Origin of the sequence: Streptomyces sp. 4F14 (assembly GCF_048159485.1) — a bacterium.
Lineage (GTDB): Bacteria > Actinomycetota > Actinomycetes > Streptomycetales > Streptomycetaceae > Streptomyces.
In genome coordinates, this window is the sequence record NZ_JBLRVY010000023.1 from 163,616 (window position 1) to 186,743 (window position 23,128).

A 23,128-nucleotide genomic window follows, 5' to 3' on the forward strand; every position below is an offset into this window, starting at 1 on the left:
CCGCGTAACCGTCACACACCGTGCCAAACGGTCGTGATGTTGCGGAACTCCCGGATCCCGCGCCCGGACAGCTCACGCCCGCGCGAGCCGGTCGAGGAACGCGGCCTGGGCCGGTACGAGGAGGCCGCGCGCCTCGTCGAGGCCGTACCAGGCGACCCGGTCCAGCTCGGGGAACTCCTGGATCCGCCCCGACCTGGGCGGCCACTCCATCCGGAACGTCCCCGGTGCGAACGCCGTCAGGTCGATCTCCGCCTCGACCGCCCACACGGTGACGAGCTTCCCGCCCGCCTGCGTGACCTCCCCGAGCGCGACCGCCTCCCCCTCGGGCGCCGCCACCCCCAACTCCTCCCGGAACTCCCGCCGAGCCGCGTCCCAGGCAGCCTCGTCCGGCCCGTACTCCCCTTTGGGCACGGTCCACGCCCCCGCGTCCTTCCGCGCGAACAACGGCCCGCCCATATGCCCGATCAGCACCTCCGTACGGCCGTCCCGGCGCCGGAACAGCAGCAGGCCCGCGCTCCGCTTCACGGCCGTACCTCCGGGTGTGCGGCGAGCAGGGTCTCCACGGTGTCCGCCTCCTCGGGGCGTTTGTCCTCGCGGTAGCGCACGACGCGGGCGAACCTCAGGGTGACGCCGGCCGGGTAGCGGGAGGAGCGTTGCAGGCCGTCGTAGGCGATCTCGACGACGAGTTCGGGCCGTACGGTGACGGTCCAGCCGTCGTCCGCGACGGCCAGCGTGGTGAGGTGTTCGGTCTGCCAGGTCAGCATGGCGTCCGTCATGCCCTTGAAGGTCTTGCCGAGCATCGCGTAGCCGCCGTCGGCGGTGCGGGCGCCGAGGTGGAGGTTGGAGAGCTTGCCGGTGCGGCGGCCGTGGCCGCGTTCGACGGCGAGGACCACGAGGTCGAGGGTGTGGACGGGCTTGACCTTGAGCCAGGAGGTGCCTCGGCGGCCCGCGCTGTAGGGGGAGTCGAGGGCTTTCAGTACGACGCCCTCGTGGCCTCTGGCCAGGGTTTTCGCGAGGAAGGTCTCGGCGGGGGCGGTTTCGCTCACGATCTCGCGGCGGACCCGCATCGGCTCGGGCACCAGGCGGGCGAGTTCCGCGTGGCGGTCCGTGCAGGGGAGGTCGAGGAGGTCGCGGCCGTCGACGGAGAGGGCGTCGAAGAAGACGGGGGACAGGGGGGTGGTCTCGGCGGCCTTCGTGACGTCCACGCGGGAGCCGACGCGTCCGGCGGTCTCCTGGAAGGGGAGCGGGCGGTTCGTGGCCGGGTCCAGGGCCAGGATCTCGCCGTCCAGGATGAACGCGGTGCTCTTCAACCGGCGTGCGACGTCCGTGAGTTCGGGGACCCGGTCGGTGATGTCGTCGAGGGTGCGGGTGTAGACGTGGACCTCGTAGCCGTCGCGGTGGAGCTGGACGCGGACGCCGTCGAGCTTCTCCTCGATCGCGCAGGGGCCGAGCTTGGTGAGGGCCTCCTCGGCCGAGGCCGCGGTGTGGGCCAGCATGGGGAACACCGGTCTGCCCACGGTCAGTCGGAAGTCCGCGAGGGCCGTCGGGCCGTCGGTGAGGAGGGCTCGGGCGACCGGTTGCAGGGAGCCCGCCAGCATGACCGCTCGGCGAACGTCCGCCGGGGGAGCCTGGGTTGCCTGGGCGAGGGCTTCCGTCGCGAGCGCGTCCAGGGCGCCCTGGCGGACCTCGCCGGTCAACAGGCCCAGCAGGAAGCGCTGTTCGTCCGCTGTGGCCTTCGCCATCAACTCCGTGAGCAGGCGGGCGCGTTCGGCCTGGGAGCCGGTGCCCGCGACCTTGCCGAGCGCGGTGAGGCGGGCGTCCGTCTCGGCGACGGTGAGCGTCGGCGTCGGGGCCGGGTCCGTCGTACGGCTCAGGAGTTTCCAGCCGACGCCCAGTCGGCCCTGGGGGAGGCGGCCGGCCAGGTAGGGGATCACCACGGGGACGTCAGCGGGGGAGGTCTCGCGGAAGAGGTCCGCGAGCAGGGCCGTCTTGCGGGAGCGCGCCGGCGTCTCGGCGACCTCCCGGGAGACCTCGGCGAGCCGGGCCAGGAGCATACGGCCATGGTCCTACGGGGGTGGCTCGCGCACATCCCGGCGGGCGCGGGGAGTGTGTGCGGGGTTGACAAACCGTGTTGCCGAAAATGCAATGCGCGGTATGAGTACGGACGAAGTTCTCGCCGAGGTGGGGCCGCGGCTGCGGCGGATCCGCAAGGAGCGGCAGGTGACGCTGGCGGGGCTGTCGGAGGCGACCGGGATCTCCGTCAGTACGTTGTCCCGGCTGGAGTCGGGGTTGCGCAAGCCGTCGCTGGAGCTGCTGCTGCCGATCGCGCAGGCGCATCAGGTGGCGCTGGACGAGCTGGTGGGGGCGCCGAAGACGGGGGATCCCCGGGTGCGGTCCGAGCCGCTCGTCCGGCACGGGCGGACCTTCTGGCCGCTGACCCGGCAGCCCGGGGGGCTCCAGGCGTACAAGGTGCTGGTGCCGCAGAGCGACGAGCGGCCCGAGCCGCGCCGTCACGAGGGGTACGAGTGGCTGTACGTGCTCTCGGGCCGGCTGCGGGTGGTGCTGGGGGAGCACGATGTCGTGCTGACGGCCGGGCAGGCGGCGGAGTGCGACACGCGGGTGCCGCACTGGTTCGGGTCCACGGGGGAGGGGCCGGTGGAGTTCCTGAGCCTGTTCGGGCCGCAGGGGGAGCGGATGCATGTACGGGCCCGGCCCAAGCGCCGCCCCGAGGGAAACTGACGGTTCCCTCGATGCAAGCGACCGCTTAGTATGCGAAGCGACCCCGGTCAGACGACGCAGTCCCCCGTGGAGGCACCACATGCAGGCATGGCAAGTGCACGAGAACGGTGAGCCCAGCGAGGTGATGCGGCTCGCCGAGGTGGAGCGGCCGACGCCCCGCGACGGCCAGATCCTGCTGAAGGTGCGTGCCGCCAGCATCAACTTCCCGGACGTGCTGATGGCCCGGGGGCAGTACCAGATCAAGCCGCCGCTGCCGTTCACGCCCGGCGTCGAGCTGTGCGGGGAGACCGAGGACGGGCGGCGGGTCATCGGGAACCCGGCGCTGCCGTTCGGGGCGCTGGCCGAGTACGCCGTCGCCGACCCCGCCGCCCTCTTCCCCGCGCCCGAGTCGCTGGACGACGCCGAGGCCGCCGCCCTGCACATCGGCTACCAGACCGGGTGGTTCGGGCTGCACCGGCGGGCCCGCCTGGAGGCCGGCGAGACGCTGCTCGTGCACGCCGCCGCCGGCGGGGTCGGGAGCGCGGCCGTGCAGCTCGGGAAGGCGGCCGGGGCGCGGGTCATCGGTGTCGTCGGGGGCGCCGAGAAGGCCGCCGTGGCACGGGAGTTGGGCTGCGACGTCGTCATCGACCGGTGTGCGGACGACGTGGTCGGCGCCGTGAAGGAGGCGACCGGCGGGCGGGGCGCCGACGTCGTCTACGACCCGGTCGGCGGCGAGGCGTACCAGCAGTCGGCGAAGGTCGTCGCGTTCGAGGGACGGATCGTGGTCGTCGGCTTCGCGAGCGGCTCCATCCCGAGCCCCTCGCTGAACCACGCCCTCGTGAAGAACTACTCGGTCCTGGGCCTGCACTGGGGGCTCTACGCCACCAAGAACCCCAAGCTGATCCAGCACTGCCACGAGCAGCTCACCGAACTCGCCGCGCAGGGCGCGATCAAGCCGCTGGTGAGCGAGCGCGTGCCCCTGTCGGGGGCGGCCGGTGTCGTGCAGAAGCTGGCCGACGGGGTCACCACGGGCCGCGTCGTCGTGGAGGTGGCGGGATGACGGACGCCGCCAAGGGCAACGCCGCCGGGGCCGGCGCCGCCAGGACCGATGCCGCCGAACTCGTCCGCCGTACCCGGGAGTTGCTCGCCGCTTACCCGCCCGCGAGCACCGACCGGCTGGACTTCCTGCGGGCCCGCTTCGACGCCGGGCTCGCCTGGGTCCACTACCCCGTCGGACTGGGCGGGCTCGACGCGCCGCGTGCCCTCCAGGCCGCCGTGGACGCGGAGCTGGCGGCGGCCGGAGCCCCCGACAACGACGCCCGCCGCAACGGCATCGGGCTCGGCATGGCCGCGCCGACCATCCTCAAGTACGGGACGCCCGAGCAACACCGGCGCTTCCTGCGGCCGTTGTGGACCGGCGAGGAGGTGTGGTGCCAGCTCTTCAGCGAGCCCGGCGCCGGCTCCGACCTCGCCGCCCTCGGGACGCGCGCCGTACGCGAAGGTGACGGGTGGGTCGTCAACGGGCAGAAGGTGTGGACCTCCGGTGCGCACAACGCCCGGTGGGCCATCCTCATCGCCCGCACCGACCCGACCGTGCCCAAGCACGCGGGGATCACGTACTTCCTGTGCGACATGACGGACCCCGGCGTCGACGTACGGCCCCTGCGGCAGATCACCGGGGAGGCCGAGTTCAACGAGGTGTTCCTCACCGACGTCCGCATCCCCGACGCGCACCGGCTCGGCGAGACCGGCGACGGGTGGCGGGTCGCGCAGACCACCCTGAACAACGAGCGCGTCGCCATCGGCGGCATGCGGCTGCCGCGTGAGGGCGGCATGATCGAGCCGGTCGCGAAGACCTGGCGCGAGCGCCCCGAGCTGCGGACGCACGAACTCCACCAGCGGCTCCTGAAGCTGTGGGTCGAGTCCGAGGTCTCCCGGCTCACCGCCGACCGGCTGCGCCAGCAGCTCTCCGCCGGACAGCCCGGCCCCGAGGGCGCGGGGATGAAGCTCGCGTTCGCCCGCCTCAACCAGGAGATCAGCGGCTTGGAGGTCGAACTCCTCGGCCCCGAGGGCCTGTTGTACGACGACTGGACGATGCGCCGCCCCGAACTCGTCGACTTCACCGGACGCGAGGCCGGCTACCGCTACCTGCGCGCCAAGGGCAACAGCATCGAGGGCGGCACCACCGAGGTCCTGCTCAACATCGTCGCCGAACGTGTCCTGGGCCTGCCCGCCGAGCCGCGCACCGACAAGAACGTCGCCTGGAAGGACCTCGCCCGATGAGCGACCTGCTGTACTCGGAGGAGGAAGAGGCCCTGCGGTCCGCCGTACGGGACCTGCTCACCGACCACTGTGACCCGGCCGGGGTCGTCGCGCGGACCGAGACGGACGCCCCGCACGACCTCGCCCTGTGGAAGCTGCTCGCCACGGACATGGGCCTCGCCGGGCTCCTCGTCCCCGAGGCGCAGGGCGGACAGGGCGCCTCGCACCGCGAAGTCGCCGTCGTCCTGGAGGAGTTGGGGCGGGCCGTCGCCCCCGTCCCCTACCTGTCCAGCGCGGTCGTCGCCACCGAAGCGCTCCTGGAGTGCGGTGACGCCGAACTCCTTGAGCGGCTCGCGTCGGGCCGTGCCGTCGGGATCCTCGCCGTCGGGCTGCACCGCGCGCCGGGCACCGCGTTCTCCGTCGTCCGCCTCGAAAACGGGCGTCTGCACGGGCAGTTGACCGGGATCGCCGACCTCGCCGCCGCCGATGTGGTGCTGGTGCCGGCGGAGGACGGCGGACTGTACGCCGTCGAGGCCACCGACGCGACGGTCACCCCGCAGACCTCCCTCGACCTCACCCGGCCGCTGGCCACGGTCACCCTCGACGGCGCTCCCGGGCGACGCGTCGGGGACTCGGCGCCCGCCGTGCACCGCGCGCTGCGCTCCGCCGCCGGACTGCTGGCCTCCGAGCAACTCGGCGTCGCCGACTGGGCGTTGACCGAGACGGTCCGCTATCTCAAGGACCGCAAGCAGTTCAACCGGGCCGTCGGCGGCTTCCAGGCGCTCAAGCACCGGCTCGCCCAGGTGTGGCTGGAGGTCGTCAACCTCCGCGCGGCCGCCCGGAGTTCGGCCGACGCGCTGGCTACCGGCGAGGACATCGAGGTGGCCGTCGCCGTCGCCCAGGCGTACGCCTCGCCCGTCGCCGTCCGCGCCGTCGAGGAGGCGCTGCAACTGCACGCCGGGATCGGCATGACCTGGGAGCACCCGACCCACCTCTACCTGAAGCGGGCCAAGGCCGACTCCATCGCGTACGGGACGGCCGGCGCGCACCGGACGACTCTCGCCGGACTCGTCGACCTCCAGGCACCGTAGGTTCCCTTCCGGTGAAGCCCGTCCCACCTGGGGCGGGCTTTTCCGTTTGCCCTCGTGCGTCCCGGTGAACGTCCGGCCAACTCCTGTACCGCTTCCTCCTCTTGAGGTGTCCACGCCCGCATACTCGCGGGGGACCCCCACGAGACAGGGAGCAGCGCATGGCCCTCACCACCCGTCGCAGAGCCCTCGGCGCGTTCGGCGCCGCCCTCGCGAGCACCGTCGCCCTGCCCGGCGTCAGCGCGCTCGCCGCCGAACGGCACCCCGGACGCCGGGAGCCGCTGTGGCGCGCGCACGCCCACAACGACTACGAGCACGCCCGTCCGCTCTTCGACGCGCTCGACCACCGGTTCGGGAGTGTCGAGGCGGACATCTTCCTGGTCGGCGACCAGCTGTTGATCGGCCACGAGGTGAGCGACCTCGACCCCACCCGGACGCTCGAATCCCTCTACCTGGACCCCCTCGCCGCCCGCGTGAAGGCCAACCACGGTTCCGTGTACCGGGGTTGGCGCAGGCCCGTTCAGCTCCTCATCGACATCAAGACCGAGGGGTCCTCGACCTACCTGGAGCTGGACCGCCATCTGCGGCGCTACCCCGGGCTGTTCACCACCTACGCCCACGGCCGCGTCCGCAAGGGGGCCGTCACCGCCGTCATCTCCGGTGACCGCGCCGCACGCGGGCCCCTGGAGGCGCAGACCGTCCGCCGCGCCTTCTACGACGGCCGGCTCGCCGACCTCGGCACCGCCGCGCCCGCCTCCCTGATCCCGCTCATCAGCGACAACTGGACCCTCAACTTCACCTGGCTCGGGGTCGGCGCCTTCCCCGAGGCCGAGCGGCAGCGGCTGCGCGGGATCGTCTCCGCCGCGCACGAGCGGGGACAGAAGGTGCGGTTCTGGGCCACGCCCGACCTCGCCGGGCCCGCGCGGGACGCCCTGTGGACCGAGCTGCTCGCCGCCGGCGTCGACTACTTCAACACCGACGACCTCGCCGGGCTCGAATCCTTCCTCGACACCCACAAGGCCGCGTAACCACCCGTTCGAGGGACAGGTCACTCAGCCGGTTCGCCCCTCCGTTACGCCACACTTGCGGCCGAACGCCGCGAAAGCGGACGTAGCGGAGGAGGTTGGCGTTGGCCGTGTCCATTTCCCTGGTCGTGCTGCTGCTGATTCTGGTGGTGGTGTTCGTCCGCAACGGGGGGCTGAAGGTGTCGCACGTCGTCACCTGTCTGCTGCTGGGGTTCTTCCTGGCGAGCACGAGGATCGCGCCGACGATCCACGGGGGGCTGACGGCGACGGCGGACTTGGTGGCGGGGATCCGGCCCTAGCGCTCTAGCCCGCGAACACACCGATGCCGTTGGGGACCGGGCGTTCCGCTCCTCCCGAGGGGTGGTTGAGGGCCGTCGTTCCGCTGTCTCCCGGCGCTCTCGCCACCAGCGTCGTCGACCCTCCCCCGTCCAGGCTGAACCCCTCCGTCGCCCCCAACTCCCGCAGTGCGCCCGCGAGTTCCGCCACCGTCAGGCCCTTGCGGTACTTGGGGGCGCCGTCCAGGGCGAGGAGGTGGACCCGGTGGCCGTCCCCGGAGATGCCGATCGCCGTGCGGACGGCGGACGTTCTGGTGTCGAGGCCCGGGAGGGGGCGGCCGGCGGTGAGGATCGGGTAGCCGCCCAGCGCGAAGCGGAACGCGGGATGCTCGACCTCGTCGGGGTAACGCACGTGCAGGTACTGCCCCTTGGTCAGTTCACGCAGTCGCTGCGCGCCCTTCTCCCGGCCCAACAGGACAGTGGTCCCGGGGGAGATGAACCCGGCGCCGGGGGTCGGCGAGCCCGAGACGACCCGGTCGCCGCGCACCGTCACCTCGTACGTGTCGGCCGTGCAGGGCGCGGCCCGGTCCGTGTCGGTGCCGCACGTCGCCCTGGTGCGCGGGGTGTTCCCCCACCGGGAGGTGTACGCGCCGACCGAGTCCGCCGGGAGCGCGTACTGGTTGAGGCCGGAGACGGGCAGGCCGGTGCTGGTCGTCGCGGTGAACGGCAGGCTGCCGAGACGGGCGCGGCCGTCGAGGCCGACGCCGACGACGTCACGCGTGTTCGTGCCCCGCGGCGGGGTGGGGCCGAAACGCTGGCCGTCGGGGACCGCGCCCTTCAGGAACTCGCCGTCCGCGACGGCCGGCCCGACGCTCGCGCCGGTCGCCGGGACGCCCGGGTGCTGGTCCTCGGCGATGTTGAAGAAGTCACCGTTGACACCGGCCAACGCACCCTGGGCGTCAGCCAGTCGAGAGACCGGCGCCCGCCCCGCGACGACCCCCGGGTGCAACAGGCCCAGCCGGACGTGCGGGTCGGAGAGGTCGACGCTCAGGACATGCGCGTGCGCCGTTCCCGCCGCGCCCTCGATGTCGTACTGGCGGTACGTCACCCCGGGCGCCACGGCCGCGTCGGCCGGTGGCGCACCCGCGAGGGCCGCGCCCGCCACCGTCACGCACACCGTCAGGAAAGTGGTCAGTCGTCGCACCCGTCGCCCCCCTGTTCGTCCGTTGCCGGAATGTTCTTACGGCGACGGGGCGCGGAGCGGGAAATGCGAGGTCAACCCACGAGAACGGGTGAGAAAAGGACAGCTGTGCGAGGGCTATCCGGCGTAGGGCGTGAAGTGTGCCGGGGGGTGGTCGACGGGCAGGCCGGGGCGCCACGCGGTGAGCGACTGCGCGCTGCACACGAACAGCGACGGCGGCAGCCGGTCCAGGGGGTACCAGCGCCAGTCCCCGACCCGCTCGCCCGGCTGGTCGCGGGGCTCGCCGCGCCAGTCGCCGACCACGGCACCGACCGTCATCCGCACGACGCCGTCCACGTCGTCGAGCGACGTCCCGAGCAGCCGCACGTCCCGCACGTCCGCCTCGATACCGGTCTCCTCCCGCAACTCCCGTACGACCGTGGCCTCCAGCGACTCGCCGGGCTCCGCCGTGCCGCCGGGCAGCTCCCAGGTGCCGCGCTGGTGCCGGCCCAGGAGGAGGCCCCGGGGGCCGTACAGGATCGCGCCGACGCCGATCGCCGCGTGCGGGGTGGGCGGGAGGTTCGTCCGGGGGCGGGAGCCGGTGCGCAGCGGGCGGCGGGCGCGGACGACGCCGTGCGCGGTGTGGTCCACGACCAGTCCGTGATCGCTCAACAGCCGCTCCCACGAAGCCGTTTCGCCGTCCGGTACCGAGAAGCACAGGATCCCGCCGGGTGCGAGCGCCGTGGCGAGCGCGGGCAGCAGCCGCCGCGGATCGACGGACGGCAGCGCATCGGCCGCGTACACGACGTCGTACGCGGCGAGTTCGCGCCGCAGGTGCTCGACGGCGTCGGCCTCCGCCCCGTACGTCTCTCGGCCCAGGTCCAGGACGCGGCGGCCCCGGAGGTCCCCCAGCAGGCTCCGGTCGAAGGCGTTCAACGGACCGGGTGCCTGCTCATGATCGACACCCGGTTGAAGGCGTTGATCGTCACCGCCGCCCAGATCACCGCCGAGAGCTGGTCGTCGCTGAACACCTCGCGGGCCTCGGCGTACGCGGCCTCCTGCGCGCCCGCGTCGGTCGTGTGCGTCGTCACCTCGGCCAGCGCCAGCGCCGCGCGCTCCTCCGGGGTGAACAGCTCGGTGTCCCGCCAGGCCGCCAGGGCGCCGAGCCGGCGCGGGGTGTCGCCCTCGCGCAGGGCGGCCTTCGTGTGGACGTCCAGGCAGAAGGCGCAGCCGTTGAGCTGGGAGACCCGGAGGTTGACCAGTTCGACCAGCGTGCGGGGCAGGCCGGCCTCGGCGGCTGTCGCCCGGACGGCCTCCGAGGTCTGGACCAGGGCGTGGTACGCCTTCGGGCTCTGCTTGTCGATGAAGATCCGTCGCGTCACACAGCCGATCCAACCATGGTCGCGCGCACCCCCGGCGGTGCCCTATGATTGATCTTGCGGCCAGCGCCCCAACTCGGGGAAACGGCCGATGCGTTGGTGGTCCAAGGAAAGACGCCCCGCTTCCTGCGGGGAAATGCAGGTGCAAGGCCGGCCCAGCGCTCCGGACCGAAGCCCGTCCCACAACCGTGGGGCGGGCTTCGTGCGTTGGAGGGGTCACGCCGGTTCGAGGCGCTCCCGCAGCCGCCGCGCCAGCTCCAGGCGCTGCACCTTCATCGTCGCCGTCCGGGGCAGTTCGTCCAGGGGGAGCTGGACCGGGGCGGAGAGCTGCGGGAAGTCCCGCACCGCGCGCCGCCAACGGGCCTGGTCCAGCGGGGCGTTGTTCTTCGTGCAGACCACCGGGACCGGGTCGCCCGCCGGGCCCGCGACCAGGACCAGTTCGATCAGCTCGTCGAGGCGGCCCAGCACCGCGTCCTCGACCTCCAGCGTCGAGTCGACGTTCTCGATGACGTCCACGGCCCGGTCCAGGACGTGCACACGCCCCCACCGGTCCCGGTAGCCGACGTCACCCGTACGCCACCAACGGCCGTTGCACTCCTGCCGGTAGCGCTCGTCCTCGGCGTAGTACGTGATCGCCCGGCCGTCGCTCATGACCTCGATGAAACCGGGCGTCTTCTTCGACGGCCGCCGTCCCTCGCGCGGCACGACCCGGACGTGGGTCATGCCGGGCAGCGGGTAGCCGAGGCAACGGCCGTTCGCCGTCAGGGCGTTCTTGCGGGTGTACCAGCGCGCGACGAGCGGACCGCACTCGCTCTGCCCGTAGAACTGGAAGAAGATCGGGTTGCTGCGCAGGGACGCGGACAGCAGCTTGTGGATGGTCGGCGGGTGGATCGCGTCGAACGTGCCGCTGTAGTACTTGACGCCGGACAGCGGGCGCAGCGGGTGGTCCACCAACTCCTCCCACTCCACGAAGGTGTTGGGGTGCGTCTCGATGATCCCCGGCTGGGTGCGGGCCAGCAGCGGCGCGACCCGCTCCGGCGCGCTGTCGTCGATGACGACGATCGGCATGCCGTGCTCCAGCATCACCGCGAGCGCCATGTACATCCGCGAGTGCACGAACGACACGTGCACCGCGTACGTCTCCCGGCGCCGGATCAGCGCGACCAGGTGCTCCTGCGGCCGGTACCGTCCGCGCAGCGACAGCGCCGTGTGCACGACGAGCTTCGGTACCCCGGTCGTCCCGGACGTGTGCGTCATCAGCGCGGGCTGGTCCCCGTCGAGGCGGACCGGCGTCCGGCGCGGGGAGCCGGCCAGCGACTCCAGGGAGAGCGTGCCGGGGCGGTCGCCGCGCGGGACGATCACCCGGGACGCGGACTCGGCGAGCGGCAGGTCCGCCAGCTCGTCGCCCAGCTTGGCCTCGTCCGTGAGGAGGTTGGGGCGCTCCAGGCGGTCCAGGAGGGCACGGACCGTCGTCCCGTCGAGCGCCGGGGACAGCAGCACCGGCACCGCGCCGAGCCGGGAGGCCGCGCACGCCAGGAGGTAGATGTCGAAGTTGTGCGTCTTGTACAGCGCGAGGTGCTCGCCGGCCCGCACGCCCGCCGCCCACAGCCGCGCGGCCAGGTCGTCGACGAGGTCGGCGAGCGAGGCGAACGTCAGCTCGCGGCCCGCCTCCGGGACGGAGTCGATGTCGTGGTCGAGGGTCACCGGCACACCCGGGTGGCGGGCCGCCGCCTCCTCGGGGATCAGGCCGAGCCTCAGCGGCTTCTTGCTGGCGGGCAGGTGGAGCGCCATCATCCCTCCTGGGGACGTGCGAAGGTGGTGGACAGCCGCCGCGTCAGCAGCCGTGCGTCGGAGTCGGCCAGCCGGATCGCGAAGGTCTCGCGCAGGGCGCGGATCACCTCGTCGCCGCTCAGGTCGGCCTGTTCGGTGGGGCCGTCGGCGTACCGGGTCGTCAACCGGCTGTTCACCAGGGTCTGCTGGCTGTGTCCGTCGCCGCGCATCGCGACGAGCTTCCCGGTGAACGTGGAGCGCGGGTGGGTGGCCGTGTAGTGGTTGGAGACGTCGAAGTCGACCGCGTGGTGCAGCTCGGGGCGGAACGCGTACAGGTCGAACCAGCCGTCGTCGTGCAGGGCTTGCAGCACCCAGTCCTCGCCCTCGCGCACCAGCCGCCAGGTGAAGCCGCCTTCGGTGTGCGTCGCGCCGTCGACCAGGGGGAGCGGGGCGAGCAGGCTCTCGGCGCCGAAGCCGACGTCCGCGAGGTGTGTCTCGCCGTCGATGTCCACGAGGAGCGTCGTGTGCGCGCGGTAGCGGATCAGCTTCTTGCCCTGGCGGACCCGGGCCAGGAGGCGGGTCACCGGGACACCCGTCGCCTCCAGGGCGGCGGCGAGGAGGAGGTTGTGCTCGAAGCAGTAGCCTCCCCGGCCCGACGCCACCAACTTCCGCTGGATGTGCGGGAGTCCGAGGGAGATACCGCGCTCCAGGGCGACGTCCACGTTCTCGAACGCTATCGCCGCCTTGTGCGCGCGGTGCAGGGACTCCGGAGTGACGGGGGTCGTCGGGTGGCCGATGCGGGCCAGATAGGCGTCGAGATCCAGCAGGTGCCCGCCCCACTGCGGGTCCCTCGGCGGTGACGGGGTGAGTGCGGTGCGATCCGTGGCCATGCGCCGGATCCTGGAGGGGGCGGCGGAGGCCGGGCAACGCGGCCGAAAGCAGTTCGTCAGGTCCCGGGAACCGGCAGCGCGGCCACCGCGCAGGCCACCGACGCGAGCGTCAGATGACGGTGCCAGCCGGCCGGCGAACGGCCCGCGAAATCCCTCAGCCCCGTCTGCCGCGCCCTGGTCGCCGCCGTACGGCTCACCCGGTCCGCGTGCTTCGTCAGGCGCAGCAGGACCGGGGCGGGCAGGCGCATGTTCGTCACCCAGAAGTGGGCGGGCGGCCTGCGCGGGTCCGTCCACTCGCCCAGCAGCAGCGCCGGTCTGCGGGCCGGGGTCGTCACGGGGACGGCGGCGGCGAGGGAGACCGACGGCGCGGGGGAGCCGTCGTACCACTCCACGGGGCGGCGCAGGGCCGTCACCGCGGCGAGGGTCTCCCGTGCCGAGCGCGGGCCGGCGCCGTAGCCCGGGAGGGCCGGGTCCGCCGTGCGCAGCGGGGCCGAGGCGCGGGTGCGGGCGATGGCCGGGAGCTGCGCGAGGGGGAGGCGGGTGAGGGCGTTCGGGGCGTCGACGTCGGTGATGTCCAGGACCACCGGGCGGCGCGGTGCCCGCGCGGACTCCGTCGCCTCCAGGACCGCGGCCGTCACGGCGTCCTCGTACGTCTCGTCCGGGGCCGTGCCGTCGTCCGGGAGGTGCGGGTGCCAGGCGACCGGGGTCACCACCCTCGGGGAGACGAACCAGACGCCGAACGACTGCCCGCCGCCGCGCGGCAGGGGCATCGGCTGGACGACCCAGGCGGACAGCGGGTTCGTCGCCGTGAGCCACTCGACGAGGGCTGCGCGGACGGGCCGCCAGTCCCAGGTCGAGCCGGTCACCAGGTGGTGCAGGCGCTGTTCCGCCGCCGAGTCGCCGCCCGTGTGCTGGGCGAGGCTGCGGAACGATTTGCGGCCCGGGGTCTTCAGGAGGCCCTGGACGTATTCCTCGGCCCGCCGGCGCTGGTCGCGGCGGGGGAGGGAGGCGAAGACGGCGGCGCACACGGTGCGGGCCGCGTCTTCCTGGACGAGCGTGCTCATGGAGACTCCTGGGGTGTGGGGGGAGGAGTGTGGGGGGTGTTTCCACGGCCGCCGTCAGGCCGGGAGCAGCGTCACGATCGCCGGGCCGAAACCGGCCCCGAGCTGGTAGCACAGCGTGAACAGGCCCAGGGCCGTCGTCCGGAGCCGGTCCGGGGCACCGCCCACCGCCACCACCGACAGCGTCGCCTGGCCCGACGCCGCCACGAACACCGCGACCCCGCCCGCCGCCAGCATCAGCGGGGCCGGTACGCCCGCCGCCACCGTGACCGGCGCCGTGACGCCCAGGGTCAGCAGCACCGCCAGGACCGTCCTGCGGTCGAGGCGGTTCGCGGAGGCGGCCATGCCCCAGGAGAGGACCGAGCCGGTGAGGAGGGCGACGAGGACGCCGACGCCCACGGAGGAGGTGCTCCAGCCGGCGTCGTCCAGGAGCCGGGGGACGGCGTACAGGAGCGCGAAGTACGTGGTCGACAGGGCGCAGACCACCAGGCAGGCCGTGAGGTAGACCGGCGAGCGGAGCAGGGCGGCGGGGACGAAGCCCTCGGGGCGGCGCCGGATCCGCACGGCCAGCGCGGCGATCAGCGCGAGCGCGCCCAGGGCCGCCGGGAGGGGGAAGCGGCCCAGCAGGACGAGGGCACAGATCAGGCCGCCGGTGAGAAGCGCGCCGGTGACGTCGAAGGGCGTGAGCTTCTCGGCGGGGCGGAACTCGGGGGCGCGGAGGTAGACGTACGGGGCCGCGAGGAGCGCGAGGGCCGACAGGGACAGGGCCGCGTGCCAGGAGACGTGGTCGCTGAGGAGGGAGCCGGAGAGCGGGCCCAGCGCGCCGAGCATGCCGCTGCCCGCCGTGACGACGCCCATCCGGGCGGGCGTACCGGCGAGGTTGATCGCCGTGGTGATGAACCCGCCCCCGCCGAACGCCTGCGCGGCCCGCCCGGCCAGCAGCCCGGGCAGCGAGTCCGATAACAGGACGGTCAGCGTCCCCGCGACGACCAGCGCCGAGCAGACCAGGACGGCGGCCCGCACGCCCCGGTGCCGCAGCAGCGCCGCGACCATCGGCGTACCGAGGGCCATCGCGAGCCCGAAGACGGTGGCGATCCAGGTCGTGGTGGACAGGGACGTCCCGACGCTGTCCGCGATGTCGGGCAGCGTCGTCGTCGCCGCGTTCGAGCTGAGCGCGGTCGGGGTGGCCAGCAGCCCCAGCGCGAGCGCCGCCACCCGGGGCCGGCCGGGGGTCGGCGAGGGCGTCTGCACGGAGGTGCTCGGTGCGGAACGGGGCATGGCTGACAGCCTCTCTGTGGGGACCTGGCGCAGCAGCGCCGGCCCGCTGGCAGAGGGCGAACTACTGCGGCCAGAGTATGGATTACACCGATGGCTGTAAACAATGCGACGATGGATGTAGGTCCAACGGCGTAGACCGGAGGTTTCCGGGCGCCCGGTACGCTGCGGATCTGCCGCTGATCGGAGGGACTGCCATGGCGACGGGGACGACGACGGACACCCGTCGCGGCATGCCCGAGAAGCGCCGGGCGATCATGCGCGCGGCCCGCACCGTCTTCGGACGCGAGGGCTACACCCGCGCGGGCGTGGACACCATCGCCCTGGAGGCCGGCGTCTCCAACCGCACCATCTACAACCACTTCACCGACAAGGAACAGCTCTTCCAGGCGGTCGCCGTGGAAGGCGCCCAGCAGGTCACCGCCGCCATCGCGGAGATCCTGGAGCGCCACCTCCGCAAGATCGTCGACATCCGCGAGGACCTGATCGCCTTCGGCCTGGAGCGCGTCGCGGCCGTTACGGCGTTCTCCGACCACTTCGCCCTGGTCCGCACCATCGAGGCGGAGGCGTCCCGGATCCCCTTCGACGTCCTGGAGGCATGGCGGGACGTCGGCCCGCTCTCCGCGCACAAGCGCCTCGCCCCCTACCTGCGCCGCATCGCCGAACGCGGGCTCCTCGCCCTCGACGACCCCGAGCGCGCCGCCAACCACTTCAACCTGCTGACCATCACCGACGTCAACCAGCGCACCTTCTACGGCGCCCTGCCGCTGCCGGACGCGGAGGTCAACTCGATCGTGGTCGACGGGGTGGACACGTTCCTGCGGCTCTACGGGACCGACTCGACGGTTACTTGACGGACTCTCCCCGCCCTCCTTTCCGCCCTCCCGGAACCGGCAGATGCTGACGGGGCGGGAGAGGAGGACGAGAGTGGACGCCTACCTGCGGCGCATCGGTGCCGACCGGCCCCGGCGGGCCGACCTGGAGGCCCTCGCCCGGCTCCAGGACCGCCACCAGCGGACCGTGCCGTTCGAGACGATCGACTTCAACCTCGGCGTCCCCGTCCGGATGGGCGAGGACGTCGTCGAGAAGATCGTCGACCGGCGCCGGGGCGGCGGCTGCTACGAGCTGAACACCGCCTTCGCCGTCCTGCTGCGCGGCCTCGGCTACCAGGTCGACCTGCTCCCCGGCCGCACCCTGCACGACGGCAGACGAGCCCTGCTCGGCGCGCACGGCGGCCACATGATGCTCAAGGTCACCATCGACGCCGAGCCCTGGCTCGTGGACGTCGGCTTCCGCTGGGCCAGCCGCCGCCCCCTGCGCCTGCGCGAACGCGGCCCGCAGCAGGACGAGAACGGCGCATACCTCGTCGTGGACGGCGAGTACGGCGACGTCGTCATCGTCCACGACGGCGTGCCCCGCGTCCGCCTGGAGACCCGCCCCCGCGACCCCGGCGACTTCGAGCCCACCCTGTGGTGGTTCTCCAGCGCCCCCGAATCGCCCGTCACCGGCGGCTCGGTGTGGGCGTCGATCGTCACCGACGCGGGCCGCGTCTCCCTCCTGGACCGCACCCTCACCCGGGTCGAGGACGGCGAGCGGGTCCGCGAGGTCCTCGACGACGAGGCGTTCCCCGCCGCCTGCCGCCGCTGGTTCGGCATCGAGCTGGACCGCCTCCCCCACCTGCCCCCGATGCCGGACCACTCCTGAAGGGAAGCGCGTGTCCACAGAGAAGACCTCCGACGTCCTGGTCGCGGGTGCCGGGCCCTCCGGCCTGCTCCTGGCCTGCGAGCTGCTGAGCCGGGGCGTCCGCGTCCGGATCGTGGACGCCGCCCCCGAGCCGATGAACGTCCCCCGGGCGCTGTCCATCTACCCCCGCGCGATGGACATCCTGGCCGACCAGGGCCTGCGGGACGCGGTCCACGACGTGTCGGGCACGATCCGCACGCTCAGCTATTTCTCCGACCGCAGCCACCTCGCCTCGTTCCACATCCCGCAGCAGCACGCGGCCCGTGTCCTGCCCCAGTACGAGACGGAACGCATCCTCACCGGACGCCTCGAAGCCCTCGGCGGCAAGGTCGAGCGCGGGGTGCGCCTGCTGTGCCTGGAGGGCGTCGACCACAGCGGCCGCATCGAGGGCACGGCCCGCGTCACCGCCGTCCTCGAAGGCCCGGACGGCACCGTCGAGCGGGCCACCGCGTCGTACGTCGTCGGCGCGGACGGCGCGGGCAGCGCGGTGCGCGGACAGCTCGGGATCGGGTTCCAGGGGGCCACGTACGGGCTGGAGTTCGCGCTCGTCGACGCCAAGGCCGACGGGGACCTCGACCCGGAGGAGATCCTCTACTACCAGGACCCGTCCGGCACCCTCGCCGTCGTCCCGCACCCCGGCGGCGTCTACCGCTTCCTGTCCGTCCTGCCGCGGGGCGCGGGCACGGCCGGCGTCGAGATGATGCAGGAGATCGTCACCGAGCGCGGCCCGCGCGGCGTCCGCATCACCGAGCCCGTGTGGACGACCGTCTTCCGCGTCCACGCCCGCCTCGCCACCGACTTCCAGCTCGGCCGCGTCTTCCTCATCGGCGACGCCGCGCACGTCCACAGCCCGGCCGGCGGACAGGGCATGAACAACGGCCTCCAGGACGCGCACAACCTGGGCTGGAAACTCGCGGCTGTCCTGGGCGGGACATCGCCGGTCTCACTCCTGGAGACGTACGGCCCGGAGCGCTTCGAGGCGACCCGGCGCAGCGTCCGCGACACCGACCTGCACACCAAGGCGTGGATGGCCAAGGGCCGGGCCCGCGTCCTGATGCGCGACGCCGGCTTCAAGCTCGCCGAACGTACCGGCGCCGCCTCCCGCCTGTACGCCCCCGTCCTCGCCGGACGCCGCCAGAGCCACCCCGTCTCGCGCGAGACCCAGCTCCCCTCCGGCGCCTCGCCGTGCCGGGCGCGCGCGAAACTCCCCGGCGGGACCGGCGTCGGCGGGCTCTTCCCGCGCGAGCAGGTCCTCGCGTACGGCATGAGCGGGTGGACCCTCGCCGTCACCGGCACGACCCTCGGCGCCGGGAACTGGCACACCGAGGTCGGCCACATCGCCGACCGCTGGCCCCAGGTGCGGGTGGTGACCGTCCCCGCCCGGACCCTCGCCCACGCCACCGGCTGCCGGCGGCTCGGCTACCACCTCGTACGGCCCGACGGGCACATCGCCGCGCACGGGCACGAGGGCGACCTGAACCGGCTGGAGAAGGAACTCGGCGCTGTGCTTGTGCGCGGGAAGCGGGGCTGACGTTGAGCTGTGACGTTGTGTACGGAAGCGGGCTTGTGTGCGGGAAGCGGGGGCGGCGATGACTCTCCACGTCGTGTGCGGGAAGCGGGGGCGGCGATGACCCTTCACGTCGTGTGCGGGAAGCGGGGGCGGCGATGACCCTTCACGTGGGTGCCCAGTTGCCCGTCAACTCCGTCCCCGGCTACCGGGACGACCTCGACCTCGCCGCCGTCGCCCGGCACGCCGAACAGCTCGGGCTCGACTCCGTCTGGGCCGGTGACCGGCTCGCCGCCCCGTACCCCACCCTCGACCCGTCGCTCGTCCTCGCGACGGCCGCCGCCGCGACCAGCCGTATCCAGGTCGGGTACGGCGTCATGCTGCTCGCGCTGCGCTCCGCCGCCTGGGCCGCCAAGCAGGTCGGCACGCTCCAGCGGCTGTCCGGCGGGCGTACGGTCCTCGGGGTCGGCGTCGGCACCGGCGACCCCCAGGAGTGGGGCGCCGCCGGAGTCTCCCCCCGGGCCCGGGGACGGCGTACCGAACGGCTCCTGGACCTCCTGCCCGGCCTGCTCGCCGGGGAGCGCACCACCCTCACCGACCTGCCCGGCAACCCCTCCGTCGCCCTGAACCCGGCGGTGCCCGCGCCGGAGATCTGGATCGGCGGCGGCTCCGAACAGGCGCTGCGGCGGGTCGTCTCGCACGGACAGGGCTGGCTCGCCTCGATGAAACCGCCGAAGGAGATCGCCCGCTGCGCCGGCCGGCTCGGCGCCCTCGCCGCGGAACACGGCGTGCCGACGCCCCGCATCAGCATCCACCTCCACGTCCGCCTGCTCGAACACCCCGACCACGCCGCCTCGTCCCGCGTCGCCGACCGCCTCACCGCCCAGTACCGCATGCCGCGCGCCCTCTCCGGCGACGTCGGGGTCGCCGGGACACCCCACCAGATCGCGGAACGGCTGCGGGAGTACGGGGACGCGGGGGCGGAGCGGTTCGTCCTCGTGCCGTTCGGGGAGGACGACGACGATCCGTTCCGGCAGTACGAACTGTTCGGGCGGGTACGGGAGTTGCTGGCATCATGACCTCCGGTCTCACGACCGCCTCCGTCGTCCGCACCCACGGCGGTGACCTGCGCGGCACCCTGGAGACGTACCGGCACCGCCCGCTGCACGTGTTCCGGGGCATCCCGTACGCCGTCGCCGAACGCTTCGCCTCGCCGCGAACCGCCCCCGGCTGGACGGGAGTTCGCGACGCCACCGCGTTCTCCCCGGCCTTCCTCCAGCCCGGCGTCCCCGGCAGCTCGGAGGACGCCCTGTACGCGAACGTGTGGACGCCCGATCCGGGGGGCCGGCTGCCCGTGCTGGTGTACGTGCACGGCGGCGGCTGGCAGGTCGGCTCCGGAAGCGCGCCCACCTTCGACGGGGCGAAGCCCGCCGCGCTCGGGAACATGGTCGTCGTCAACTTCAACTACCGGCTCGGGGCGTTCGGCTGGGGGCTGCACGAGGCGTTCACCGACCCCGGCACCGGGCGGTTCGCGAACTGGGGGCTCCAGGACCAGGCCCTGCTGCTGCGCTGGGTCCGGGACAACGCCGAGGCGTTCGGCGGGGACCCCGGGGCCATCACCCTGTGCGGGACCTCCGCCGGGGCCGTCACCGCACGGCTGCTGACCGACGCCGACGACACCCGGGGCATCGCGCGAAGGCTCATCGCGATCAGCGCCAGCCGGCCCTGGACACCCGCGCTGGGGCTCACACCGGGGGACGCGACCGAGGCGTACGAGCGGCTCGCCCGCGAACTCGGGGTGAGCGTACGGGGGTTGTGTACGGTGCCGGCGGAGGCGCTGTCGGCGGCGTGGAACGTGTTGTTCCAAGGGGCGCCCGCTTCACGTGTGCTGGCGAGCGGGCGGGAGTACCGAGGGCCTGTGCCGGACGCGTCGACCGGGGTGGGGGAGAACCCTGTCGTTCCCTCGATACCGGTCATGTCCATCCACAACCGCACCGAGGGCTCCTTCTTCACCGACCCGCACAGCGTGTCGTTCCCGCCCGCGCCGCCCACGCCCACGAACGCGCGTCAACTGCGGGACGCCGTACGGGAGGTGATGCTCAAGTGCACGCCCGTCGTGGAGGACGGCTCGGCCGAGGCGTGCGTCGAGGCGTACCGGGAGGCCGCGCTCGACGAGGGGCGGGCCGTCGATCCGCTGTCGCTGTGGACCGAGGTGTGGGGGGACGCCGTCTTCCGCTACCAGATCGTCCGGCTCGCCCAACGGCACGCAATGCGCAGGGCCTCACCGCAGTACGTCATGGAGTTCGCGCATCCGGTGCGGGCACCGCACTTCGGTACGCCGCACGACGCCACGTCGAAGTTCCTGTTCGGCTCCCACGCGCATCCGCTGTTCGTGGGGCAGTTCGGGGACGGGCCGGTGGAGCGGCGGGTGTCCGACACGTTCGTGGACCTGGTGGCGTCGTTCGTGCGGGGGGAGGCTCCCGGGGAGGGGTGGCCCGTGTACGAGCCGGGGACGCCCAGCGCGCTGGTGCTGGGCGGCGACGAGGGCCCCCGGGTGGAACACCCCTCCAAACTGCGGCAGCTGGAATTCTGGGACGGGGTGGAATGGCTGCCGGGGGCCTGAGCACGTCGACGAGGAATTCCGGGATGAATCAAGTGCCCGCGGGACCTGACGAATTCCGGAGTGCCCCGTGTCCCCGCACGCGGCCCGCCGACAGTCTGGACTCCATGCGTGCCGCCTACATCACCGAATTCGGGCCGTCCCACGAGATCCGCCACGGCGAACTGCCCGAGCCGACCCTCGGACCCACCGACGTCCTCGTCGAGGTCGAGTGCACCACGGTCAACCCGGTCGACACCCTCGTACGCTCCGGCCGCTTCCGCACCCCCGTCCCGCTCCCGCTGATCGTCGGCCGCGATCTCGTCGGTACGGTCGTGCGCGCCGGCTCCGGGTTCGCGGCGGGCGAGCGCGTGTGGACCAACAGCCTCGGCCACGGCGGCCGTCAGGGCGCAGCCGCCGAACGCGCGGTCGTCCCCGCCGACCGCCTCTACCGCCTCCCGCCCGGCGTCGACCCGGAGCATGCCGTCACCGTCCTGCACCCCGGCGGTACGGCCTACCTGGCGCTGTTCACGCGGGCGGGAGTGCGGCCCGGCGAGACGGTGTTCGTGGCGGGGGCCGCCGGGAACGTCGGAAGCGCGGTCGTGACCCTGGCCGTCGAAGCGGGCGCTCGGGTCATCGCGACCGCGTCCGCCCAGGACGCCCAGTACGTACGGGAGTTGGGGGCGGACGTCGTACTCGACTACCGGGAACCGGAGTTGGGGGCCTTGCGGGGCACCGTCGACGTCCACATCGACACCTTCGGCGCCAACGACCTCGACCAGGCGGTCGAGTTGATCGCACCCCGGGGGCGGATCGTGCTGCTCGCCGGGGTGGCCGCGCGGCCCGTGCTGCCGGTCGGGCCGTTCTACCAGAAGGACGCCTCGATCCTCGGGTTCGTCATCTCGCACGCGACGACCGGCCAGCTCGCCGAGGCGGCGGTGAGCGTCAACAGGCTCGCCGCCTCGGGGCGGTTGCGGTCCCGGCGGATCGAGCGGGTGCCGCTCGGTGCGATGGCCGATGCCCATCTGCGGATGGAGAAAGGCGAGTTGCACGGCAGGCGGCTCGTCGTCCGCCCCGACCTTTCAGTGTGAGTCGTCCATCGTGAGGAGACGTGCAGTGGTACACCTTGTCGTGGTCGGCGGCGGGATCGGCGGGCTCGCCTCCGCGCTGGCCTTCGCCCGGCACGGCCACCGGGTCACCGTCCTGGAACGGCGCGAGGAGTTCACCGAACTCGGCGCCGGCATCCAGCTCGCCCCCAACGCCTACCACGCCCTCGACCGCATCGGCGTCGGCGCCGAGGTCCGGGCCCGCTCGGTCTTCGTCGACGAGCTGCGGCTCTACGACGGCACCACCGACGAACTCATCAACTCCATGCCGCTGACCGGGGGTTACCGGCGCCGGTTCGGAAACCCCTACGCCGTCGTGCACCGGACCGACCTCTACCGGCCGCTGCTCGAAGCATGCCGCGAGCGGCCCGGCGTGGAACTCGTCACCGGCGCCCCGGTGACCGGGTACGGGCAGTCCGCGGACGGTGCCTGGGCCGTGCTCGCCGACGGCTCCCGCGTCACCGGGGACGCCGTGATCGGCGCCGACGGCATCCGGTCCGCCGTACGCGGACAGCTCCTCGGCGACGGGGAGCCGCGCGTGTCCGGGCACACCATCTACCGGTCCGTCATCCCCATGGAACGGGTGCCCGAGGAGCTGCGCGCCAACGCCGTGTGCCTGTGGGCGGGGCCGCTGTGGCACTTCGTGCACTACCCGATCAGCGAGGGGCGGGAGCTGAACCTCGCGGCGACCCGCGACGACGGCGCCGTGACCGCCGTCGCCGGAGAAGCCGTCGAACGGGGCACCGTCCTGGGGGAGTTCCCCGAACTCGGCGAGACCGCGGGGCGGTTGCTGCGGCTCGGCCACGGGTGGCGGCGGTGGGTGCTCTGCGACCGGGACCCCGTCGACACCTGGGCCGACGGGCGGGTCGCGCTCCTCGGCGACGCCGCGCACCCCATGCTCCAGTACGCCGCGCAGGGTGCCTGCCAGAGCCTCGAAGACGCCGTCCTGCTGGGCGAGTTGCTCGGCCCGCAGGTCTCCGCCGACGCACTGCCGGCCCGCCTCGCCGCGTACGCCGCGCTGCGCCAGGGCCGGGCCGCCCGCGCGCAATTGATCGCACGAGAGATGGGGCGGCAGGTCTACCACCCCGCCGGGGTCGCGGCCAAGGCGCGCAACGCCGAACTGTCCGCGCTCAGCGCCGACGAACTCCACGGGAAAGTCGAATGGCTGCACGGGGACCGGGAATTCCAGCGGACCGCGTGAATATCCCTGCGTGAACAACCCTGCGTGAACAACACCGCGTACAGAACGG

22 protein-coding genes are annotated in these 23,128 nt (G+C 73.2%); 13 read left to right on the top strand and 9 right to left on the bottom strand.

Features of this window, described 5'->3' with window-relative positions:
- Nucleotides 1–72 precede the first annotated feature (72 nt).
- Together ACLZOT_RS33725 and ACLZOT_RS33730 are read right to left on the bottom strand one after the other, a co-directional pair.
- Nucleotides 73–525, bottom strand: coding sequence for an NUDIX domain-containing protein (locus ACLZOT_RS33725; RefSeq protein ID WP_416972929.1), 453 nt, complete (start codon nt 523–525; stop codon nt 73–75).
- Nucleotides 522–2,054 carry an ATP-dependent DNA ligase gene (locus ACLZOT_RS33730; RefSeq protein WP_416972930.1) on the bottom strand — a complete coding sequence of 511 codons (1,533 nt, stop codon included), beginning with the start codon at nt 2,052–2,054 and terminating at the stop codon, nt 522–524. The genes ACLZOT_RS33725 and ACLZOT_RS33730 overlap by 4 nt, the downstream gene beginning before the upstream one ends.
- Before the next feature lie 100 nt (nt 2,055–2,154).
- Between ACLZOT_RS33730 and ACLZOT_RS33735 the strand changes: the two genes are divergently transcribed.
- The 6 genes from ACLZOT_RS33735 to ACLZOT_RS33760 all read left to right on the top strand — a co-directional run bounded on the left by ACLZOT_RS33735 (nt 2,155) and on the right by ACLZOT_RS33760 (nt 7,392).
- Nucleotides 2,155–2,739 carry a helix-turn-helix domain-containing protein gene (locus ACLZOT_RS33735; protein WP_416972931.1) on the top strand — a complete coding sequence of 195 codons (585 nt, stop codon included), beginning with the start codon at nt 2,155–2,157 and terminating at the stop codon, nt 2,737–2,739.
- Nucleotides 2,740–2,818: 79 nt separating this feature from the next.
- The gene (locus ACLZOT_RS33740) at nt 2,819–3,778 is read left to right on the top strand and encodes an NADPH:quinone oxidoreductase family protein (RefSeq protein ID WP_416972932.1); all 960 of its coding nucleotides are present in this window, start codon (nt 2,819–2,821) and stop codon (nt 3,776–3,778) included.
- Nucleotides 3,775–5,001, top strand: a complete 1,227-nt coding sequence (locus tag ACLZOT_RS33745; RefSeq protein ID WP_416972933.1) for an acyl-CoA dehydrogenase family protein — start codon at nt 3,775–3,777, stop codon at nt 4,999–5,001. The genes ACLZOT_RS33740 and ACLZOT_RS33745 overlap by 4 nt, the downstream gene beginning before the upstream one ends.
- A complete protein-coding gene (locus ACLZOT_RS33750) occupies nt 4,998–6,071 on the top strand; it encodes an acyl-CoA dehydrogenase family protein (protein ID WP_416972934.1) in 1,074 nt (357 codons plus the stop codon). The genes ACLZOT_RS33745 and ACLZOT_RS33750 overlap by 4 nt, the downstream gene beginning before the upstream one ends.
- Before the next feature lie 158 nt (nt 6,072–6,229).
- The gene (locus ACLZOT_RS33755) at nt 6,230–7,096 is read left to right on the top strand and encodes a phosphatidylinositol-specific phospholipase C/glycerophosphodiester phosphodiesterase family protein (protein WP_416972935.1); all 867 of its coding nucleotides are present in this window, start codon (nt 6,230–6,232) and stop codon (nt 7,094–7,096) included.
- Between the two features lie 101 nt (nt 7,097–7,197).
- Nucleotides 7,198–7,392, top strand: coding sequence for a hypothetical protein (locus tag ACLZOT_RS33760; protein ID WP_416972936.1), 195 nt, complete (start codon nt 7,198–7,200; stop codon nt 7,390–7,392).
- A gap of 4 nt (nt 7,393–7,396) precedes the next feature.
- On the opposite strand, the gene ACLZOT_RS33765 is transcribed toward ACLZOT_RS33760, so the two are convergent.
- From ACLZOT_RS33765 to ACLZOT_RS33795, 7 genes are all read right to left on the bottom strand, one after another.
- Nucleotides 7,397–8,572, bottom strand: coding sequence for a phosphodiester glycosidase family protein (locus tag ACLZOT_RS33765; protein WP_416972937.1), 1,176 nt, complete (start codon nt 8,570–8,572; stop codon nt 7,397–7,399).
- Between the two features lie 114 nt (nt 8,573–8,686).
- Nucleotides 8,687–9,484: an NUDIX domain-containing protein gene (locus tag ACLZOT_RS33770; RefSeq protein WP_416972938.1), complete on the bottom strand. Its 798-nt coding sequence runs from the start codon at nt 9,482–9,484 to the stop codon at nt 8,687–8,689.
- Nucleotides 9,481–9,930, bottom strand: a complete 450-nt coding sequence (locus ACLZOT_RS33775; RefSeq protein WP_416972939.1) for a carboxymuconolactone decarboxylase family protein — start codon at nt 9,928–9,930, stop codon at nt 9,481–9,483. The genes ACLZOT_RS33770 and ACLZOT_RS33775 overlap by 4 nt, the downstream gene beginning before the upstream one ends.
- Before the next feature lie 213 nt (nt 9,931–10,143).
- Complete coding sequence (locus ACLZOT_RS33780; RefSeq protein ID WP_416972940.1) at nt 10,144–11,718, bottom strand: class I adenylate-forming enzyme family protein; 1,575 nt, start codon at nt 11,716–11,718, stop codon at nt 10,144–10,146.
- Nucleotides 11,718–12,587, bottom strand: coding sequence for an arylamine N-acetyltransferase family protein (locus ACLZOT_RS33785; protein ID WP_416972941.1), 870 nt, complete (start codon nt 12,585–12,587; stop codon nt 11,718–11,720). Before ACLZOT_RS33785 ends, ACLZOT_RS33780 begins: the two co-directional genes overlap by 1 nt.
- Before the next feature lie 56 nt (nt 12,588–12,643).
- The gene (locus ACLZOT_RS33790; protein WP_416972942.1) at nt 12,644–13,651 is read right to left on the bottom strand and encodes a transposase; all 1,008 of its coding nucleotides are present in this window, start codon (nt 13,649–13,651) and stop codon (nt 12,644–12,646) included.
- A 54-nt stretch (nt 13,652–13,705) separates the two neighbouring features.
- Nucleotides 13,706–14,926, bottom strand: coding sequence for an MFS transporter (locus ACLZOT_RS33795; protein ID WP_416972943.1), 1,221 nt, complete (start codon nt 14,924–14,926; stop codon nt 13,706–13,708).
- A gap of 194 nt (nt 14,927–15,120) precedes the next feature.
- On the opposite strand from ACLZOT_RS33795, the gene ACLZOT_RS33800 reads away from it, so the two are divergent.
- The 7 genes from ACLZOT_RS33800 to ACLZOT_RS33830 all read left to right on the top strand — a co-directional run bounded on the left by ACLZOT_RS33800 (nt 15,121) and on the right by ACLZOT_RS33830 (nt 23,079).
- Nucleotides 15,121–15,777 (top strand): TetR/AcrR family transcriptional regulator, encoded by a 657-nt coding sequence (locus ACLZOT_RS33800; RefSeq protein ID WP_416972944.1) that lies wholly within the window; start codon nt 15,121–15,123, stop codon nt 15,775–15,777.
- Between the two features lie 73 nt (nt 15,778–15,850).
- Nucleotides 15,851–16,627: an arylamine N-acetyltransferase family protein gene (locus tag ACLZOT_RS33805; RefSeq protein ID WP_416972945.1), complete on the top strand. Its 777-nt coding sequence runs from the start codon at nt 15,851–15,853 to the stop codon at nt 16,625–16,627.
- Nucleotides 16,628–16,637: 10 nt separating this feature from the next.
- On the top strand, nt 16,638–18,197 hold the full coding sequence (locus ACLZOT_RS33810) for an FAD-dependent monooxygenase (protein ID WP_416972946.1): 1,560 nt from the start codon (nt 16,638–16,640) through the stop codon (nt 18,195–18,197).
- A gap of 134 nt (nt 18,198–18,331) precedes the next feature.
- On the top strand, nt 18,332–19,252 hold the full coding sequence (locus ACLZOT_RS33815) for an LLM class flavin-dependent oxidoreductase (protein ID WP_416972947.1): 921 nt from the start codon (nt 18,332–18,334) through the stop codon (nt 19,250–19,252).
- Nucleotides 19,249–20,796 (top strand): carboxylesterase family protein, encoded by a 1,548-nt coding sequence (locus ACLZOT_RS33820; protein WP_416972948.1) that lies wholly within the window; start codon nt 19,249–19,251, stop codon nt 20,794–20,796. Before ACLZOT_RS33815 ends, ACLZOT_RS33820 begins: the two co-directional genes overlap by 4 nt.
- A 104-nt stretch (nt 20,797–20,900) precedes the next feature.
- Nucleotides 20,901–21,863 carry an NADPH:quinone reductase gene (locus ACLZOT_RS33825; RefSeq protein ID WP_416972949.1) on the top strand — a complete coding sequence of 321 codons (963 nt, stop codon included), beginning with the start codon at nt 20,901–20,903 and terminating at the stop codon, nt 21,861–21,863.
- Nucleotides 21,864–21,888: 25 nt separating this feature from the next.
- Nucleotides 21,889–23,079, top strand: coding sequence for an FAD-dependent oxidoreductase (locus tag ACLZOT_RS33830; protein ID WP_416972950.1), 1,191 nt, complete (start codon nt 21,889–21,891; stop codon nt 23,077–23,079).
- Nucleotides 23,080–23,128 lie beyond the last annotated feature (49 nt).

Bases quoted from the DNA above. Each gene is read 5' to 3' on its own strand.
- ACLZOT_RS33745 (WP_416972933.1), top strand. From the start codon at position 3,775: ATGACGGACGCCGCCAAGGGCAACGCCGCCGGGGCCGGCGCCGCCAGG.
- ACLZOT_RS33825 (WP_416972949.1), top strand. From the start codon at position 20,901: ATGCGTGCCGCCTACATCACCGAATTCGGGCCGTCCCACGAGATCCGC.
- ACLZOT_RS33785 (WP_416972941.1), bottom strand. From the start codon at position 12,587: ATGGCCACGGATCGCACCGCACTCACCCCGTCACCGCCGAGGGACCCG.
- ACLZOT_RS33730 (WP_416972930.1), bottom strand. From the start codon at position 2,054: ATGCTCCTGGCCCGGCTCGCCGAGGTCTCCCGGGAGGTCGCCGAGACG.
- ACLZOT_RS33790 (WP_416972942.1), bottom strand. From the start codon at position 13,651: ATGAGCACGCTCGTCCAGGAAGACGCGGCCCGCACCGTGTGCGCCGCC.
- ACLZOT_RS33800 (WP_416972944.1), top strand. From the start codon at position 15,121: ATGGCGACGGGGACGACGACGGACACCCGTCGCGGCATGCCCGAGAAG.
- ACLZOT_RS33755 (WP_416972935.1), top strand. From the start codon at position 6,230: ATGGCCCTCACCACCCGTCGCAGAGCCCTCGGCGCGTTCGGCGCCGCC.
- ACLZOT_RS33750 (WP_416972934.1), top strand. From the start codon at position 4,998: ATGAGCGACCTGCTGTACTCGGAGGAGGAAGAGGCCCTGCGGTCCGCC.
- ACLZOT_RS33780 (WP_416972940.1), bottom strand. From the start codon at position 11,718: ATGGCGCTCCACCTGCCCGCCAGCAAGAAGCCGCTGAGGCTCGGCCTG.
- ACLZOT_RS33740 (WP_416972932.1), top strand. From the start codon at position 2,819: ATGCAGGCATGGCAAGTGCACGAGAACGGTGAGCCCAGCGAGGTGATG.
- ACLZOT_RS33815 (WP_416972947.1), top strand. From the start codon at position 18,332: ATGACCCTTCACGTGGGTGCCCAGTTGCCCGTCAACTCCGTCCCCGGC.
- ACLZOT_RS33820 (WP_416972948.1), top strand. From the start codon at position 19,249: ATGACCTCCGGTCTCACGACCGCCTCCGTCGTCCGCACCCACGGCGGT.
- ACLZOT_RS33735 (WP_416972931.1), top strand. From the start codon at position 2,155: ATGAGTACGGACGAAGTTCTCGCCGAGGTGGGGCCGCGGCTGCGGCGG.
- ACLZOT_RS33795 (WP_416972943.1), bottom strand. From the start codon at position 14,926: ATGCCCCGTTCCGCACCGAGCACCTCCGTGCAGACGCCCTCGCCGACC.